This window comes from Nitrososphaerota archaeon (genome assembly GCA_029785825.1).
Taxonomy (GTDB): Archaea; Thermoproteota; Nitrososphaeria; order Nitrososphaerales; family Gagatemarchaeaceae; genus UBA183.
The window spans coordinates 232,899-249,354 of sequence record JAFLYY010000001.1 but is presented as its reverse complement, the minus strand read 5'-3'; the positions used below and the strand labels follow the sequence as shown (position 1 = coordinate 249,354).

The following is a 16,456-nucleotide window of genomic DNA, read 5'->3' as shown; positions in this document are numbered from 1 at the left end:
CTAGTGAAGCACTCCCAGAGACACGATCAGCATGGTGATGAAAAGGTTGGCGAAGGAGAGGGCGAGGAGCTTCACCCATCCTGCCCTGATGAGCATGTCGATCCTCAGCCTCGGCATTATGCTGCGCGGGAGCATCAGGAAGAGTTCCACGATGGTCACCTTGACCATGAACCAGACCAGCGGGGGGACAGGGGCCGGCCCGAGCCACCCTCCTAGGAAGAAGGTCGTGAACAGCCCCGCCATCACATACATCCTGGTGAAGTTAGCCAACTGGAAGCTCCCAAAGAGCATGCTCGTGTACTCCGTCTGCCACCCGGCGACGAGCTCGGAGTCGGCCTCGGGGATGTCGAACGGGATCCTCTCCAGCTCGGCCAGGGCTCCCACGTAGAACACTATGGCCGCGAGAATTTCGGGGGCGATGTACCAGAGCCCCGCCTGGGCGTTGACAATGTCCATGAGGTTCAAGGAACCTGCCAGGATGACTGCCCCGACGAGGGAGAGAATCATAGGGATCTCGTACGCGACCAGCTGGTGGAGCGCCCGAAGCCCTCCCAGGAACGGGTACTTGCTGTTGCTCGCCCATCCGGCCAGGAGGGTTATGAGCGGCGTGAAGCCCAGGATCGCGAAGACGAGGACAGCCCCCACAGCGGGGTCCGCGATGAAGACGGTGGGAGAGAGCGGGACCAGAGACACCAGGGCTCCCGCGACTGCCATCAGGGCGAAGGGGACGGCGACGAAGACCGCCCTGTCGACGCCGCTCGGGATGACCATCTCCTTGAAGGCGAGCTTGAAGAAGTCTGCCACGTTCTGGAGTATCCCTTCGAGCCTCCCCGCGTACATCGGCCCTGTCCTGAGCTGGATCTTGGCCGTCATCTTCCTTTCGACCCACCCCATGAATATAGTCCCATACACGGCCACGAAGCTGAAACCCGGGAAAACGGCGAGGGTGAACAGGGTGTGGAACGGCTCGGTGGAGAGGAGGTTCAGCGTAAAGGGTATGGCTAGGCTGGGGTCGATGGCCAGGCCGATGAAATCCACGGGGAAGTGGAAGATGGAGTCGAGGAGATAGTAGATCGGGAGGATGACCACAACGGAGAAGAGGGCGATCCAGAAGACTATTGTCAGTATGCGCCTGATGAAGTCTTCGAAGTTCGTAATTGGCTTCGACAAAGTGACCTCACCCGTTTGCTGCGCCCCGAGTTACCCTTTAAAAGCTTGAGACGCCTCGCCGATATGAGACGCGGATAGCGACGGTCGTCTAGATTATCTCTATAGTGCTCTCGGAGAACCCGTTCTCCTTGAGCATCTTGGCGGCGTTCTCCCTATGGTCTCCCTGCAGTATCATTATGCCGTCCTTTACCGTTCCACCCGTGGCCAAGGCCCGCTTCATCTTCGAGTTGAGCTCGTGAAGGTCCCTGTCGCTCATCTTGATACCCTCGATGACAGTGGTGGGCTTTCCGAATCGCCTCATCTCCATTCGTATCTTCACGCGAGCCTCTTCGCGGTCGAGTTCAGCCAGGATGTCCTCGAAGCCTTCGTCTTGGTCCTTACTCACTGTGACTGGTTCCTGACTGTTTTCAGGGCTATTTACGCTTAGCCGAGCCGCTTAAAGGCAGCAGGTTGGGGAGCCGCGAAAGTGGGCCCGTAGCTCAGAGTTCCCTGAACGAGAAGTTCGGTCAGAGCGACCGGCTCATACGGTTTGACCTGAGAGACCGGTCGGTCGCCAGTTCAAATCCGGCCGGGCCCACATCAGATTAGCCCGTCTTCTGTCATGGAGCCCTCGCGTCGGAGCCCGAATCTCGGTACCTAGGGGGGCTATCTGTCACCCGACTTCGCGACCCAGTCTGGGTACCTGCTCAGGTGCTCGTGGGCGATCCTCCATCCCTTCGGGGTCCTGATGAGTACCATCGTCACCCTCGCCCGGCCGCTGACCGGGGACCCCTCGAAGGAATAGTCGTTAACGAACATCCCCCCGTAAGTGAGATAGAACGTCGCAACAGCTGCGTCTCCGAACAGGTCTATCCTGAAGTCGTCCATGGAGTAGCGGAAGTCCGTCATGTTGGCAAAGGCGGCCTGCTCGTAGACGAAGGCTTCGTCAGAGTTCTGCCTGGTGTAGGGGGGATTCTCGTCGAACTTGGTGAACGAGTCCCTCCCAGAATGGAAGCCGGAAAGAGCGGTCAGGTCCTTGTCCTTACCCGCTTCGTAGAAGGAGCGGATGAAGCTCTCCACGTCCTTCTTGTCGGCGTCGGATGCGCGACGCTCCATGTTGCCTGGCCGTTTGCAGCGGGGTAAACAATGTTTTTCAGCCCTCTTCCGCGCCCGTCGAGACGCGGCGACGTAGCTCAGAAGTCCAGAGGCTGGGCAGCGTGGTAGAGCAATTGGCTGTTAACCAATTGGTCGTCGGTTCGAGTCCGACCGTCGCCGCTCGCGATTAGCTCGGAATGTACTTTGTATGCCAGAAAGAGCTCGATTCTAGCTGATCGCGGGCGGTAAGCGACGCCGGAAATGGGCTACATGATTGGTGCCCGCAAATCGAATTGCTCAACAGGCAGACTTCTGGGCGATATCGCCACGTCGGCGCGACCTACCTCGCCCTCAAGGCGTTGAGGATCACCGTTATGTCGAGGAACTCCTGCAAGATGGCACCGTATGCCGGCTGGATGTATCCAAAACTGGCTATTCCCATTAGGACGAAGCTCCCGCCCATTCCGAAGAAGATGCTCTGCTTTGCGATCTGAAGCATTCTCTGCCCAATCTTGATGCCATCGCCTACCTTTGTCACGTCGTCGACCAGGAGAACGACATCGGCCGCCTCGGCAGAGATCCCCGTCCCATGGGCCCCCATGGCCACCCCGACGGTGGCTGTGGCCAAAGCTGGGGCGTCGTTTATTCCGTCTCCGACCATGATGGAAGACTCGAACTGTTCTGTAAGCTTCTTGACCTCCCTCGCCTTCTGTTCGGGAAGCAGATCTGCAGCAACCTTCTCTATTCCGGCCTCCCTAGCTATCGTTCCCGCGTTCACGGCGTTGTCGCCGGTCAACATCACCGTCTGATCTACGCCCAAGTCTCTGAGCCTCTGGATAAGTACGGGGACGCCCGGCCTGAGTTGGTCGCTGAAGACCACAATCCCGGCGGGCTGCCCATCGACGGCCATGAACGTCACCAGGCTCCCCTTCCGTTGTGCCTCCAAGAGAACGTTCTTCGTCTTAGAATCGAAGGTCTTGCCAATGGACTTCTCGACGAACGTCTGCGATCCTACGACAACCTCCTTCCCTCCAACCACCGCCTCCACGCCCTGTCCCGGGTGCTCCCTGAATCTGCTCGCTGCAAGGAGCTCGCCAAACCTCTCCGTTCCCGCCCGCGCCATCGAAACGGCGACAGGGTGGCTCGAGAATTGTTCTACGCTCGCAGCCAACTTCAGCATTGCCCCCTCATCTCCGCCGAATGAAACCATGTGGTCGATAACCGGGGTCCCGTAGGTGAGGGTGCCAGTCTTGTCGAAGATTACCACGCGTCCCCTCCCTATCTGCTCGATGGCCGCACCACTCTTCACGATGATTCCCTCCTTCGCGGCCTTGTTGACTCCGCTAATCACGGCGAGGGGAGTCGCAAGTATCAGCGGACAAGGCGTCGCGACTACCAGTACGGCGAGGAAGGCGTCGAGACTCCGCGTCAGGAGGAGGCTGAAGATCGCTATCGCCGCGGTTATGGGAGTAAACCAGACTGCGTACCTGTCTGCGAGTCTCTGAATCGGCGGTCGTTCACCCTGGGCTCTTCTGACGAGTTCGACAATCCTCGAGTATTGGCTCTCCCCGCTGACCTTGCTCGCCATCATCTCGAAGGGGGGTCCGACGTTCACGCACCCACTGAGAAGCTCATCCCCCGGCCCCTTATCCCTTGGAAGAGGCTCGCCCGTCAGAGCGGACTCGTCCACTTCGGCCGCCGCCGATTGGACGGAGCCATCAACGGGAATCAGGTCCCCCGGCCGGACCACTAGGATATCGCCGATCCTCACGTCCTCCGCCTTGATCTCCTCCACCGTGTCGTTTCTCTTGCGTCTGGCCAGCCTGGGCGCCCTCGCAATCAAAGACTCCAGGGAGGAAGATGCCCTCCGGAATCCGTAGTCGTCTATTGCCTCGCCCCCCGTCTGCATAAGCACGATGATCACGCCCGCAAATGCCTCGTCGGTGAGGATGGCCGTCACGATGGCCAGCATGGCAACAATGTCTGCAGCGAACTTTCCTTTCGCCATGCCGAGGGTCGTCTTTGCAACAACTGGAACGCCCCCGACCATCAAGGTCCCGTACCAGATCCACCTCGCGATATCGTATCGACCCAACACCAGGCCAGACACGCTTCCTGCGAGCAATCCTGCAAAGGCGATGACAGGAAGCGGATAGGACCTGAGCGTCCAAGCGAGCCTAGGCCGCGTCCAGGAACCTGGGGCAGTTGGCATGCTGCTTCTTCAGCCGAGTTGTCTCAGAATTAAGGGAGTAGGACGCTTCTCGAAACTGGAATCCCGAGCGGGTCACCAACCATCGTCAAGACAGCGCGTGCGTAATGGAGAATCCGGGTGAGCCTTGGCATGGTATGCCGTTCGGGTCCGACCGTCGCCGTCGAATTAACCCGGAACGAGTCTTGTTTGCCCAAAAGGCTCCGATTCCGGGCTCAACACCGGCGCAGCCTGCGGAGGGCAGAGACATTCGACGGCGTGATCGTAGTGAAGAACGGGGGTTCCGCGAAGCTTCGTAGGTGAGCCAGGCTACGACTCCTGAACAGGGACGAACTAGCGAAGCGCTCCCTGCAGCTTGTCGAGGGACTGGCCCCAGCCCTCCCTGTATGCGCTCATGAGGGAACAACCCGGGCTCTACTCAAGGACCATCACGTACGGAGAACCGGTGGCCGAAGGGAAGGAATCCAAGGCAAGGATAAGCTCTGTCCAAAGTCGTCGAACCGGAGGGGCCCCGAAACCTCAAAAACGGCGTCGCCGCCCGCGGACCTACGCAGACACCCCCACCAGCCGGCCCCATTGTTCGAAAGAGCAAGAGGCACACCAGGACCGTCGGCTTCCTGTTCTATCAGTCGATGTACGCTCCGACCTATCTCTTGAAGGCGCTGTACAGGCAGCTCGTCATATTGGTCGGGATGTTCGCCCTGGGGACCGCTGTCTTCTACTACTACGAGCCCGGGCTCTCAATCCTCGACGCCCTCTTCGCATCGGTCTCGACCATCACCACCATCGGGCTCTACGTCCCCCATGGCGGGAACATCCCTTCGATGCCTGCAAACGAAATCATCCTCCTTATAGTGACGATCGTCGTCTCCGTCGGCGCGGCAGCCTCTCTCTTGCAGGCGACCGTAAACGCCGTGGTCAATGGTGACCTCGCCAGAGGGGAGGCCGAAAAGAGCATGCTAAAGAGAATGAAGGGCCATGTGATAGTGTTCGGGTACGCCCACCTCGGCAGGTACGTGGCGGACAAGCTGGGGGAGATAGGGGTCGACTATGTCGTGGTCTCCCACGACCGGGCCATTTACGAGTCGCTGACCAAGAAGAAGGTGATGGCGGTGCTGCAGATGGAGAACAGGCCCATAGCCGCACTGCAGGAAGCGGGAATCGGGAACGCCTCGACTCTCATCGCCGCCCACGACAAGGACCCGGAGAACATGCTGACGACTCTCAGCGCAAGGCGCCTCAGGCCCGACATCCGGATTATCTCCGTCGTCCACGACGAACAACTGACGGGCACCGCGAAGGACGCAGGCGCAGACGTGGTGGTCCCGTCGTCAGTCTCCGTCGGGCACCTCCTGGCGCTGTCTGCCGTCACCAGAGACCTGGTGGGGATAGTGTTTTCAGAGAGGGTCGGGACCAAGGAGATAGCCCAGTTCTCGGTCTTCAAATCCTCCAAACTGCTAGGGAAGAAGCTCCCCGACCTGACGAAGTTCGCACATGTCATAGGCGTGGTCAGGAAAGGGGAACTGATCCAGAACGTCTTCGACCCGAACCTCACCATCCAGGTGGACGACACTCTGCTGGTGTTCGGGGACCCTGCGGGACTCCACGAACTGGAAGAAGAAGCTGAAGCGCTGTAGCCCGGTCCCTACCTTACATAGAGGGCAGCGAACTTCGTGTAAGCTTCTTCGAAATGGGCTGGCTTCGGCGGAGACTTGAAGCCATACGCGCAGATCTCCCCCACTGTGCCGAGCCTCCCTATCTTCATGCAGCGGTAGGCTGCCCTGACTACGTCGAAGAGCACGTTACCCGCGTTGGCGCCGTCAGACGAGCGAAGGTAGACGTCCACCGAGGTCCCGGAACCCATGAAGGTGCTCCCCTCGAACCAGAAGTAGCTCGTCCTTTCGTTCCCCATGTAATCGACGAAGTCGGTGGTGCCGGCGATTGTCTCGAACTTGTACGGGACCTCGGAGGCTACAGAGGCTGTCTTCACCTCCCTCTTCGCCAACTTGATCCCTTCGTCGATGGTGTTGAGGGTCTCTGAGCCCCCTCCCACGTCCAGCTGGTAGCTCTTCGAGACCTTGACGCCCCGTTTCACCATCAGCCCGAGGAGCCCCTTGTGGAATACGGTCCCCCCGAACTGGCTCATCAGGTCGTCTCCTATCAGAGGGAGTTTGGCCTTCTGGAAGTCGGCGACAAGCTTGTTGTTCTTCAGGACCGGACTGGGGGTGCAGTTGATGAACCCGCACCCGGCCCGCAGGGCTGCGCGGGCGTACTCCTCCGAAGAGCCGTCGGAGCCGGATGACACCACGTTGACCAGGAGGTCCGCGCCTGCTTCCTCGAGGTGCCTGGACACCTCTTCGGAGGTGGACCGCTCGAGCTTTACCCCGGAAAGGTGAGGGGCTACGTCCCCCCTTGAGATGCCGGGGTGGACGATGACCTTGCCCTTCGGAATCGAGAGGTACCGCCGGGCGACGTTCGGGGGCGCGAAGATGGCTTTGGAGAGTTCGAGTCCGGCCTTCCTGGAGTCGATATCGAACGCAGCAGTCAGCTGTATGTCCTTGGGCCTGAACCCTGCCACGTTCGGATGCCAGAGACCTTTGTGGTCGGTTCCCGAGTAGAACCTCAGCCCCTGAACTAGGACGGAGGTGCAGTTCCCCACCCCGGCTACTGCTATTTTTATCGGCACGCCTCTCACTTGAACTTCGCCAGAGTGGCGAAGGCTCCGACTATGGTCATCAGGATTCCCAGAGAGTAGTTGATCGTGATTATCTCCGGCGCTATGCTGGCGACCCCAGAGTTGGCATAGGTGTAGTAGATCATCAGGATCCCGAAGAGGAGTATCACTACCCCCAGAAGCCTCACCATGGCGTCGACCCTGGACTGCTGGGCCTCGATGGTCAAATTGCTTCTCGGCCGGGCGGTCCCTCAGGGTATTTAGAAGTTGTTTGGGATTGGAACCGCACTCAGGCGCTCTTCATCATTTCGAGCTTCTCGGGAAGGTATGTGTCGACTATGTAGCTCAGCCCGTACCTGGCGAAGGCCTCCTGCTCGCTCTTCCGCCTGTACTTCAGGAACGTCTCGAGCTCGTCGTGCCACATCTTTTCGGTGTACCTAGGGTCCGCCTTGAGCTCGTAGAGCCTCTTTACGTCGACCTCGGTGAGCTTGTCTGAGGGGAGCTTGTACTTCTGGATGTCGCTGGCGTAGACCCCCAGCCAGACCGAGTTGGGGGTGGTAAGTTCGCGCAGATGCGCGGCGTTCGCGCTCCCGGACTTTATCACCATCGCGATATGAGCCCCCCAGGGGTCCGCGTCGCAGAGTATCCCGATGGGGAGGCCCAGCTCTTGGTTCAGCCTCCGTATGAGATAGCGGGTGGATCTAGGAGGCTGGCCGGCGGTGTTGATCAGGATGGCCTTGTATCTTTGGTGGACCCGCTCTTCGATGAACCTGGTGAACAGGCCGCCCTTCTCTATGGCGAGGACCACCTCGGCGTCCGTGTCTCTGAACTCCGCGGTCGTCAGCGCAGGTCCGATCATGACGCCGTCTGGGTTTGCCGAGAGGTCAGCCCGCTTCCCTTCGTAACCCGGCACCGTGTACTCTATCGTCATGTTCCCGAAGATAGCGCTCCTCTCCTCCGGATAGATGTTCATCCCCTCCCGGGCCATCCCCATGAGCACTTCGAGGTCGGTGATCAGCTCGTCCGACTCGGCTTGGTCCTGGAACTCCACGTTGAACGCCTGGGCCGAGTAGAACACGTCCCTGAGGGTGGAGGTACGCTTCTCGTCCACCAGCTTCTTGGCGAAATAGGCAAGCCAGACCAGCTGGGTGAACGGGCGGATGTGTTTGATGTTCCCGGACGACTTCTTCACCGTAGTGGCCCCGAGGACGAACTGCTGCAGTTTCTTGTCGTAGACGATGTTGCGGACCGATCTGCTTGCGAGGGTGAGGCTCGGAAAGCGCCCGTCGTAGAGGTCGTTGTACACGCTCCCTCCGAGGCCCCGGAGGAGCCCCTGGGCGGTGGACTGCCTAGCTTCCGCCGTACCTGTCGATTGTCTCTTGGCTCTCTTCTTTGTTGACATCTTCTCCACCGTTCATGGTTTCTTCAGCCCCTTCGTCTCCTTCAGCGGCCCCTTCGGCTGCCCCTCCCTCTCCGATGAGCTTCTTGTAGTCGGGAAGGTCACTCTTCCCCGCGAGCTCCGTGGAGAACTGGGCGATGAGCGGCAAGTACTTGCCGTAGATGTTCATCTTCTTCTGGACCGCCTCCATCGTCCCTTTGCGGGAGAGGAATATCCCCAGGCGGCGCAGCGCCTCTCTCACGGCGTTTCTGATCTCTCTCTGTATCTCCGGGCGATCGGCGATGTACTCCTTGCCTACCGTCTTGTAGGGGATCCTCGTGCTCGCAATGTGGGTAATCACCCCCACCGGCGCCTCTGACGGGACGTGGTATCTCCTCCAGTCTACCTCCTCGTTGAGGACTTCGAAGCTGACGTCCGAGCTCTCGTCATAGAGCAGGGGTATCCGGTTGGCGAACCTGAAGAGCTTCACCCCAGGCTGGAGGACTTTCCCGCCGTAGGCTACCCCCACCTCTACCAAGAAGGGAAAACCCGAGTAGGACGACGGCGGCCTGGCGACCACTGTGGAGAACTCAGGGGCTAGCTCCTTGTTGATCCCGGCGAGGAGTATCTCCTCTCCGATGGGGGAGAGGACGGCGGCGTCCGGCTGTAGGAAGTCGGGGAACCGCTGCAGAGCGTCCACCACTGCGACGATCTGGTTGGTGTTCAACCTCTTGGGCGGGAGCTTGGGGCTGACCCCGGCGAACTCGAGGAACTTCGTCGCTATCTTGTCTCCCACCCTGTGGAAGTGGGTGACCATGAAGGACTTCATGTCGTGCTCCTCTGAAATCTTGACTATGCGCTTGAACGCCTCGACGTCGACCCCGTAAGGATGAGGGAGAGTCTCCTTTGGCGGGACTGGCAAGGACGTGGTGGCCCTTTCGTAGAAGGTAATCTGGCCCGTGGGGTCTACGAAGGTGAGGTTGGCATAGCTCGCGACCAGGGCTGTCTGCTTGAAGTAATCACCTATCTTCTGGGAGGCCCTGAGGTAGTCACCCTCGAGGACTATGTCGACCCTGGTCCCCGTCGTACCGTTCGCGTCGCTGTTGAACCGCTTGAGGACCGTGGGCCTGTTCTCACCGATGTCAATCATCATCTGGAAGCCGTACTTCCTCTTCCCGTCGGGGGAAGTCGTTATGGTCACAGGGCGGTTGGTCGTGATCTGGCCGTAGAGTATGGCCATCGTCCCTCCGAGGCCGAACATCCCCCTAGACTGCCTGAGGACGTACTTCGAGCCGTAGAACACCTTCCCAAAGGCGCTGGGTACGTGCTGCGGGGCCACCCCGGTGCCGTTGTCTATGACCGTCAGCTTGTAGGCCTTGGGGTCCTGCAGCTCCGGATTGGGGTTTTCTGGCACTATCTTGACGTAGATATCAGGTGGGGTGCCTGCCATCTCGGCCGAGTCGAGCGAGTTCTCGACCAGCTCCCTGATCGCCATGTACAGCGCCCGGGCCGGGTTGGTGAATCCCGCCAGGTCTCGGTTACGGTAGAAGAACTCTGAGGGAGAGATCTCCGCGAAGGTAGCTCTGCTGCTCAGTTCTCGTCGCCTCCATGCTCGACAGCCGGGGTGCTCCGGCTGCCCGCCGTCGTCCTTACCGGCTCTGCTAAAATCGACAATTGTTTTTCCTTCACTTCTAGCGACGCCCGGTGCCCGCCCCCGCTGGTATCTACGAGAACCGGATATATGCTAATGGCCAAGTTTCTCCAACTTCTCCTCGATGTTTTCCGGGGACGTCCCTTCCCAGAGGAACATCCGCTCCATCTTACGCTTGGTCCGTGCTTTCTGGAGGGAGTTGTACACCGTCTTGTGCTGGCTCCCGGTAGCCAACGACCCGACGGCTTGGGAAGCGAGCCGGACCTGTGAAGCCTCTCCGATGATGGCGACCGTCCGGCCGTAGACCGAAAGCTGGCAGCCTGTCAGCTCCTCGATGACCCTTCTCGACTTCCCCTTGAGCCCTATCACCCTCCCCCGTATCCTCTCCAGCGACTTGGGGCTCCCCCCAGAGTAGTCCCTGAGGTCGACGACCTCCAATGCGATGTCCTCATCTAAGAGCCGCCTCGCCTTCTGGGGAGAGAATCCCCTACCGATCGCCTCTATCACCCTGGTCGCAGAGATCGGGTCGGTCCCGAGGGCCGAGTCGGACCTCAGCGTGACCAGGCCCTCGCGGCTGTCAACCTCGAGCTCCACCCTCATCTCCCCTTCGAGGAACCTTTTGGTCGCCCCCTCCTTGCCGATCACAGCCCCCACCCTTTCAACCGGAATCCGCACCACCTGCTCGAAGCTCATGTCAGGATCTTGTCCATCCACTCATCGGAGTTCCTCCCTTCAATCCCGCGCTTCCTAAAGAATCTGACCATGTTCGACACATCCCTCCTCAGAAACTCTCCCGACTGGGGATGCGTCGAGAGGACCGCCGAGCCCATGTCGAAGAGGATGGGCCCGTCAGCCGTTTTGAAGACGTTGAACTCCGAGAAGTCGGCGTGTACCATCTTCGCCTTCTTCCAGAGGGTACCAATCACCCCGAAGGTCCACTCGTAATCAGACTCCCCGACCTCGGTTTCCGCGAACGTTGGGGCCGGTTCCGGAGGCTCCCCTATGTACTCCATCAGGAGGATGTTCTTCAGGAAGGCGACCGGCCGTGGGACCCTCACCCCAGAGGCCGCGGCGAGCTGCAGGTTCTTGAACTCCTTCCGGGTCCACAGGTAGACGGTCTCCCTCGACCCCGACGGCAGCTTCCCGAACCTCCTGTCTCCAGCTATGTATCCCAGTCGCTTCCGAAAGTCGGAAGCGGAGACGAGATAGATCTTGACGGCGACCGGGGCACCGGCAGGGTCCTCGCCGAAGTACACCCTCGCCTCCTTCCCGGCGCGGACCACCCCGTGGAGCTCCCTCAGGTCCTTCCTGGATATCAGATCCTCCACCGCGAGGAGGGTCGACCTGTCGAAGACCTCCTCGACTACCTTTCGTTGGTCGGAATCCTTCCTCAGGTACCTGCTCTCCCGCTCGAAGCGGAGGAGCCGCTCCCTCATCTTGCTGGACTCGTCCGGCTGGGCCACGGTGGACCCCTGGCCATGGAAAATTTATACGTATGAGAGGAAGCACGAAAAAATCCTTCGGAGGGTCAGCTTTAGTTGGGATCCAGTGACAATCAGAACAGCCGTGGGGCCACCAGGGACGCCGAACCCTTGGAAACCCTGCTCGCGGAGGAGCGGAAGCGCAGCGAGGAGCTCCTTACGCGCCTGAAGTACGCCCAGGCGGACCTGGAGAACTATCGGAAGAGGGCCGACAGGGAGGTCAGAGAGGCGGGTGAGGGGCTGACCAGAGGGCTGGCGTCGAAGCTGATTGTCGTCCTGGACGAGCTCGACCTCGCCCTGAAGCACGCAGAAGGGTCGGAGAACGATGAGCTGACAGAGGGGATAAGGATGGTGAGAGGGAACCTGCGCTCCGCGCTGGAGTCGGTGGGGGTGGAACCCATTGAGGCCGTCGGAATGCCCTTCGACCCTGCGGTCCACGAAGCGGTAGAAAGAGTCCAAGGGAAGGGGGACGGGCCGGACCTGGTGGTCGAAGTGGTAAGGCCCGGCTATACGTTCAGGGGGCAGCTGCTGAGGCCGAGCATGGTAAAGGTTGAATTGGCGTCCGCGGCGGCCGAGGAGGCGAAGGCAAGTGAGTAGCGCCAGAGAGAAGATACTCGGGATAGACTTGGGAACGACCAACTCGGCAGCGGCTGTTGTCGAAGCCGGGAGGCCGGTGGTGATACCGAGCGCCGAGGGTGCGACCCCGGCCGGCAAGATGTTCCCCTCGGTGGTGGCGATAACCAAGGACGGGCAGCTGCTCGTGGGCGAACCTGCAAGGCGGCAGGTCGTGACGAACCCAGACGGCACGGTCTTCGAGGTCAAGAGGAAGATGGGGACTGACTACAAGGTCACTCTGTCCGGGAAGGACTACACCCCTGAGCAGCTCAGCTCCTACATACTTCAGAAGATCAAGAAGGACGCCGAGGTGTTCCTCGGATATCCGGTTAAGAAAGTGGTGGTCACGGTCCCCGCCCACTTCAACGACAACCAGCGTCAGTCGACCAAAGACGCAGGGGAGATAGCGGGGCTCGAAGTCGTGAGGATAATCAACGAGCCGACGGCGGCATCTCTGGCCTACGGGCTGGACAAGGCCGAGAAGGAGATGAAGATCCTCGTGTTCAGCTTCGGGGGAGGGACCCATGACGCCACGATAATGGAGTTCGGGAAGGGGGTGTTCCAGGTCCTAGCCACTTCAGGAGACACCCAGACAGGCGGTACGGACGTGGACAAGGCGATAATCCAGGTCCTCCTCGACGACTTCCGTTCGAAGACAGGGGTGGACCTCACATCAGACAAGACGGCGATGGCGAGGCTGAAGGAGGCGGCGGAGCAGGCGAAGATACAGCTCTCCAACCTGACGGCGACAGACATCGACCTCCCGTTCATCGCCAGTGACGCTTCAGGGCCGAAGAATCTCCACTACACCCTCACCAGGACGAAGCTGGAAGAGGTGTCCAGACCCATAGTCGCGAAAACAGAACAGACCATCAGGAGGGTGATCGACGACGCGAAGCTCACTCCCGACCAGGTGGACAAAGTGATCCTCATAGGCGGGATGACCCGTATGCCCCTCGTAAGGAATTTCGTAGAGGGGGTTGCCGGGAAGCCAGCCGAGAGGGGGGTGGACCCGATGGAGGCCGTTGCCATAGGGGCCGCCATACAGGGAGCGGTGCTGGCGGGGGAGATCAAAGACATACTACTCCTCGACGTGACCCCGCTCTCGCTCGGGGTCGAGATGCTCGGAGGGGTCACCGAACACCTGATAGAGAAGAACGCGACGATTCCCACGAAGCGGAGCAAGACGTTCACGACGGCTGCAGACTTCCAGACCGCCGTCACGATTCATGTCGTCCAGGGGGAGAGGAGCATGGCCGCAGACAACGTGTCTCTGGGAATGTTCAACCTGGCTGGCATCCCGCCGGCGCCGCGGGGGGTCCCCCAAATCGAGGTGACGTTCGACATCGACGCCAACGGCATCCTCACCGTGGGGGCGAAGGATCTGGGGACCGGGAAGGAGAACAAGATAGCAATCACTGCGTCCACCAAGCTCTCCAAAGACGAGAAGGAGAGGCTGATCAAGGAGGCCGAATCGTTCGCCGACCAGGACAAGAAGAAGAGGGAGGATGCAGAGCTGAGGAACGAAGCCGACTCAGTCCTCTATACGGCAGAGAGGACGAAGAGGGATCTGGAGGGGAAGGTCGACAAGGCGAACATCGACAGGCTGGACGCCGCCGTGGCGGAGCTCAGGAAGGCGGTCTCGGGGCAGGACTCGGGCCAGATCAGGGAGAAGAATGAAGCCCTGAAGAAGGTCCTCCAGGAGGTCGGCGCAGCGCTGTACCAGCAGCAGGCCCAGAAGCAGCAGGCGGCCCCAGGCGCGCCCGGGGACGGTGCCAAGGTCGGCGATGCTGACTACAAGGTAGTGGACGAAGGAAAGTAGCGGGTCTCTCTTTGGCCGCCAAGGATTACTACGAAGTACTCGGGGTGCAGAAAGGGGCATCCAAGGACCAGATTAAGGACGCATACAGGAAGCTGGCGCTGCAGTTCCACCCTGACAGGAACAAGTCCCACGAAGCCGAGGCGCGCTTCAAGGAGATATCCGAGGCATACGCCGTCCTTTCGGACGACGAGAAGCGGAGGCAGTATGACTCGTTCGGGAGGGAGGGGGTCTACCAGAGGTACAGCCAGGAAGACATCTTCCGAGGGGCCAACTTCGGCGAATTCTTCCGGGGGTTCGGCGGGTTCGACGACATATTCTCGCAGTTCTTCGGAGGTGGGCCTAGGCGGCCGACCCGCGGGGAGGACCTGACGTATCACCTGCAGCTCAACCTGGAAGACATCGTGCACGACTCGGAGAAGGAGCTGGAGGTCCCAAGGGACGAGGTCTGCCCCACCTGCAACGGGAGCGGAGCCAAGCCTGGCACGTCGCCGCGCCAGTGCGGCACCTGCGGGGGAACCGGCCAGGTCCAGAAGGTCCAGTCCGCCGGGTTCGCCCGCCTCGTGCGCGTCATGGCGTGCGGTAAATGCGGGGGGAGGGGGCACCTGATTGACAGCCCCTGCAGGGACTGCCGGGGAAGGGGGACGGTCGAGAGGAGGAGGAAGATCAGAGTGATGGTCCCAGGAGGAATCGAAGACGGCTACACTCTCAGGCTTAGGGGGGAAGGGAACGTCGGAGAGAGCGGGCTCCCCCCGGGGGACCTGTACGTGGTGATCAACGTTGTCCCCCACGAGACCTTCGTTAGGCAAGACAGCGACATATACGTCGAGAAGAGCATAGGGATAGTTGAAGCGACGCTTGGGACCGAGATTGCCATCCCCACCCTCTACGGGGACGTGACGCTGGAGATCCCCCACGGTACGCAGCCCGGGGAGCGGTTCCAGATCAAGGGGAAGGGGCTCCCGAAGTTCGGCGCCTGGGGGAGGGGCATCGGGAACGAGTACGTCACAGTGACCGTGGAAGTGCCGAAGAAGCTGTCGGACCGGCAGAAGGACCTTCTGAAGAAATTCAGGGAATCCGGCTAGCCCGAAAATTTGTAGATCATCAGGAACGGTATCTCCTCTATCTCCCTGATGGCCTCGGCGGTCCCCACACTGTTGTTCACGGCGAGGGAGACCGACCTGGTCCCTGCGAGGTTGACGATGGAACAGGTGCGGATGAGCCTGAGCGCTTCTCCGCCGCTCACGACCTCCCCTGAGTAGAACTCTTTGGACAGGTGAACCTTCAGATTCCCTTCGCTGACCGTCCGCCCGACCAGCTCCTCGTCGCAGATGTTGACTAGGATGGTCCCCTTATACTCCGCCGTCCTGACGGAGAACCCCTTCTCCCCCAAGCTTAGGCTACCTTCGCCACCGAACGCGCGCCGCAGGCTTCGCAGACCATGAACCACATCCGTTTCTCCTTATCCAGGTGGGTGTCTGGGCTCCCGCAGACTGGGCAGATGACGGCGTCCTTCACGTAGCGCTGTAGCAGCTGTGAGAAGGAGTCGCGGTCCTTGCGCCCTATGAATATCGCCCTGTCGCCGTCCAGTGAGGCGGCGGTGGCGAGCTCCTTGGCGAGGTACATCAGGACCCTCCCCGAGTCGCGCCTCAGCATCTTCGGGAACTCCGCGTAGTTGCGGAAAATTGTCTTGTTGCCGACCCAGATGACGTCGGGCTCCGGAAGTTCGAGCCTCAGGGCTCCGGATTTCTTGGCGTCCTTGTCGAGCCCGGCCCTGGCCCTCGAAAGCAGGTCCTCGTAGGTTCCCGGCATCTGGCCAATCGCCTGCGGACAGTATTTCAAGTCTTCTGGCCCTCGAAGGGTCCCGAGATGTCCTTTTTACCCGGAGGCGTTCCTTGCCCCCGATGAGGGGATACACATTGGCCTACGACGCCGACTGTGGGCCCTGCACCCGGTTCCGGCGCGTGGTCGGGTTCCTCGATGCTGGGAGGAACCTCTCTTTCGTTTCGTTGGCCGTTGCAGACCGCACGGGGGTTCTGGAGGGCGTCCCGGCCCGGCTGCGCCATCAATCGTTCCACCTGGTATCCCCCGGCGGCGAAATCCAGAGCGGCGCGGAAGCAATCCCCGCCTTAACACGAGTCCTACCGGCAGGGAGGCTCACGTCATGGGCGATGGTTACGGTCCCTGGAGGGACCCGGGCAGCGAGGTTCGTATACGGGGTGTTCTCCAGGGCGCACGACTCGGGGAGGATGTGCGCGAGCCCAGGGAGTTCCGGCTGGGCCCTGGCGTTACCCCCGCCACGGAAATGTGCCCGGTTGGCACGACGCCGTCTTTCCAGACGGGGAACCGTGGCTATGACTAGAGTGATGGGGCGAGCGTGAAGTC

Annotated in this window: 17 protein-coding genes and 2 tRNA genes; 7 read left to right on the top strand and 12 right to left on the bottom strand. The window is 60.6% G+C overall.

Features of this window, described 5'->3' with window-relative positions:
• The gene (locus JRN21_01330; protein MDG6987948.1) at nt 1-1,170 is read right to left on the bottom strand and encodes an NADH-quinone oxidoreductase subunit H; all 1,170 of its coding nucleotides are present in this window, start codon (nt 1,168-1,170) and stop codon (nt 1-3) included.
• An 88-nt stretch (nt 1,171-1,258) separates the two neighbouring features.
• Nucleotides 1,259-1,477, bottom strand: a complete 219-nt coding sequence (locus JRN21_01325) for a stress response translation initiation inhibitor YciH (protein ID MDG6987947.1) — start codon at nt 1,475-1,477, stop codon at nt 1,259-1,261.
• A 161-nt stretch (nt 1,478-1,638) separates the two neighbouring features.
• Here JRN21_01325 and JRN21_01320 point away from each other — a divergent pair.
• Nucleotides 1,639-1,747 (top strand) — tRNA-Ile (locus JRN21_01320).
• Nucleotides 1,748-1,815: 68 nt separating this feature from the next.
• Here the strand turns inward: JRN21_01320 and JRN21_01315 are convergent.
• Nucleotides 1,816-2,265: a nuclear transport factor 2 family protein gene (locus JRN21_01315; protein ID MDG6987946.1), complete on the bottom strand. Its 450-nt coding sequence runs from the start codon at nt 2,263-2,265 to the stop codon at nt 1,816-1,818.
• Nucleotides 2,266-2,331: 66 nt separating this feature from the next.
• Between JRN21_01315 and JRN21_01310 the strand changes: the two genes are divergently transcribed.
• Nucleotides 2,332-2,424: transfer RNA gene (locus tag JRN21_01310), tRNA-Asn, on the top strand.
• Nucleotides 2,425-2,584: 160 nt separating this feature from the next.
• On the opposite strand, the gene JRN21_01305 is transcribed toward JRN21_01310, so the two are convergent.
• Nucleotides 2,585-4,456 carry a heavy metal translocating P-type ATPase gene (locus JRN21_01305; GenBank protein MDG6987945.1) on the bottom strand — a complete coding sequence of 624 codons (1,872 nt, stop codon included), beginning with the start codon at nt 4,454-4,456 and terminating at the stop codon, nt 2,585-2,587.
• 650 nt (nt 4,457-5,106) lie between these two features.
• Here JRN21_01305 and JRN21_01300 point away from each other — a divergent pair.
• On the top strand, nt 5,107-6,090 hold the full coding sequence (locus tag JRN21_01300; GenBank protein MDG6987944.1) for an NAD-binding protein: 984 nt from the start codon (nt 5,107-5,109) through the stop codon (nt 6,088-6,090).
• A gap of 8 nt (nt 6,091-6,098) precedes the next feature.
• Here the strand turns inward: JRN21_01300 and JRN21_01295 are convergent, their stop codons facing one another.
• The 6 genes from JRN21_01295 to JRN21_01270 all read right to left on the bottom strand — a co-directional run bounded on the left by JRN21_01295 (nt 6,099) and on the right by JRN21_01270 (nt 11,619).
• A complete protein-coding gene (locus JRN21_01295; GenBank protein MDG6987943.1) occupies nt 6,099-7,139 on the bottom strand; it encodes a hypothetical protein in 1,041 nt (346 codons plus the stop codon).
• 5 nt (nt 7,140-7,144) lie between these two features.
• Nucleotides 7,145-7,354, bottom strand: coding sequence for a hypothetical protein (locus tag JRN21_01290; protein MDG6987942.1), 210 nt, complete (start codon nt 7,352-7,354; stop codon nt 7,145-7,147).
• A gap of 62 nt (nt 7,355-7,416) precedes the next feature.
• Nucleotides 7,417-8,529, bottom strand: coding sequence for a DNA topoisomerase IV subunit A (locus JRN21_01285; GenBank protein ID MDG6987941.1), 1,113 nt, complete (start codon nt 8,527-8,529; stop codon nt 7,417-7,419).
• The gene (locus JRN21_01280) at nt 8,477-10,246 is read right to left on the bottom strand and encodes a DNA topoisomerase VI subunit B (GenBank protein ID MDG6987940.1); all 1,770 of its coding nucleotides are present in this window, start codon (nt 10,244-10,246) and stop codon (nt 8,477-8,479) included. Before JRN21_01280 ends, JRN21_01285 begins: the two co-directional genes overlap by 53 nt.
• A gap of 3 nt (nt 10,247-10,249) precedes the next feature.
• Nucleotides 10,250-10,849: an RNA-binding protein gene (locus tag JRN21_01275; protein MDG6987939.1), complete on the bottom strand. Its 600-nt coding sequence runs from the start codon at nt 10,847-10,849 to the stop codon at nt 10,250-10,252.
• A complete protein-coding gene (locus JRN21_01270; GenBank protein ID MDG6987938.1) occupies nt 10,846-11,619 on the bottom strand; it encodes a serine protein kinase RIO in 774 nt (257 codons plus the stop codon). Before JRN21_01270 ends, JRN21_01275 begins: the two co-directional genes overlap by 4 nt.
• A gap of 75 nt (nt 11,620-11,694) precedes the next feature.
• Here JRN21_01270 and JRN21_01265 point away from each other — a divergent pair, with 75 nt between their 5' ends.
• Genes JRN21_01265 through dnaJ form a run of 3 tightly spaced genes read left to right on the top strand, consistent with a single transcriptional unit; the run spans nt 11,695 to nt 15,156 of the window.
• Nucleotides 11,695-12,234 (top strand): nucleotide exchange factor GrpE, encoded by a 540-nt coding sequence (locus tag JRN21_01265; GenBank protein ID MDG6987937.1) that lies wholly within the window; start codon nt 11,695-11,697, stop codon nt 12,232-12,234.
• Nucleotides 12,227-14,074 carry a molecular chaperone DnaK gene (gene dnaK, locus JRN21_01260; GenBank protein ID MDG6987936.1) on the top strand — a complete coding sequence of 616 codons (1,848 nt, stop codon included), beginning with the start codon at nt 12,227-12,229 and terminating at the stop codon, nt 14,072-14,074. Before JRN21_01265 ends, dnaK begins: the two co-directional genes overlap by 8 nt.
• Nucleotides 14,075-14,085: 11 nt before the next feature.
• Entirely contained in the window at nt 14,086-15,156 is a 1,071-nt protein-coding gene (dnaJ, locus tag JRN21_01255) for a molecular chaperone DnaJ (protein ID MDG6987935.1), read from the top strand.
• Here dnaJ and JRN21_01250 read toward each other — a convergent pair.
• Together JRN21_01250 and JRN21_01245 are read right to left on the bottom strand one after the other, a co-directional pair.
• Nucleotides 15,153-15,464, bottom strand: coding sequence for a DUF424 family protein (locus tag JRN21_01250; GenBank protein ID MDG6987934.1), 312 nt, complete (start codon nt 15,462-15,464; stop codon nt 15,153-15,155). The two genes, dnaJ and JRN21_01250, sit on opposite strands and share 4 nt — an antisense overlap.
• 2 nt (nt 15,465-15,466) lie before the next feature.
• Nucleotides 15,467-15,883 carry a translation initiation factor IF-2 subunit beta gene (locus JRN21_01245; GenBank protein MDG6987933.1) on the bottom strand — a complete coding sequence of 139 codons (417 nt, stop codon included), beginning with the start codon at nt 15,881-15,883 and terminating at the stop codon, nt 15,467-15,469.
• Between the two features lie 83 nt (nt 15,884-15,966).
• On the opposite strand from JRN21_01245, the gene JRN21_01240 reads away from it, so the two are divergent.
• Nucleotides 15,967-16,452: a DUF393 domain-containing protein gene (locus JRN21_01240; protein ID MDG6987932.1), complete on the top strand. Its 486-nt coding sequence runs from the start codon at nt 15,967-15,969 to the stop codon at nt 16,450-16,452.
• Nucleotides 16,453-16,456: the final 4 nt, after the last annotated feature.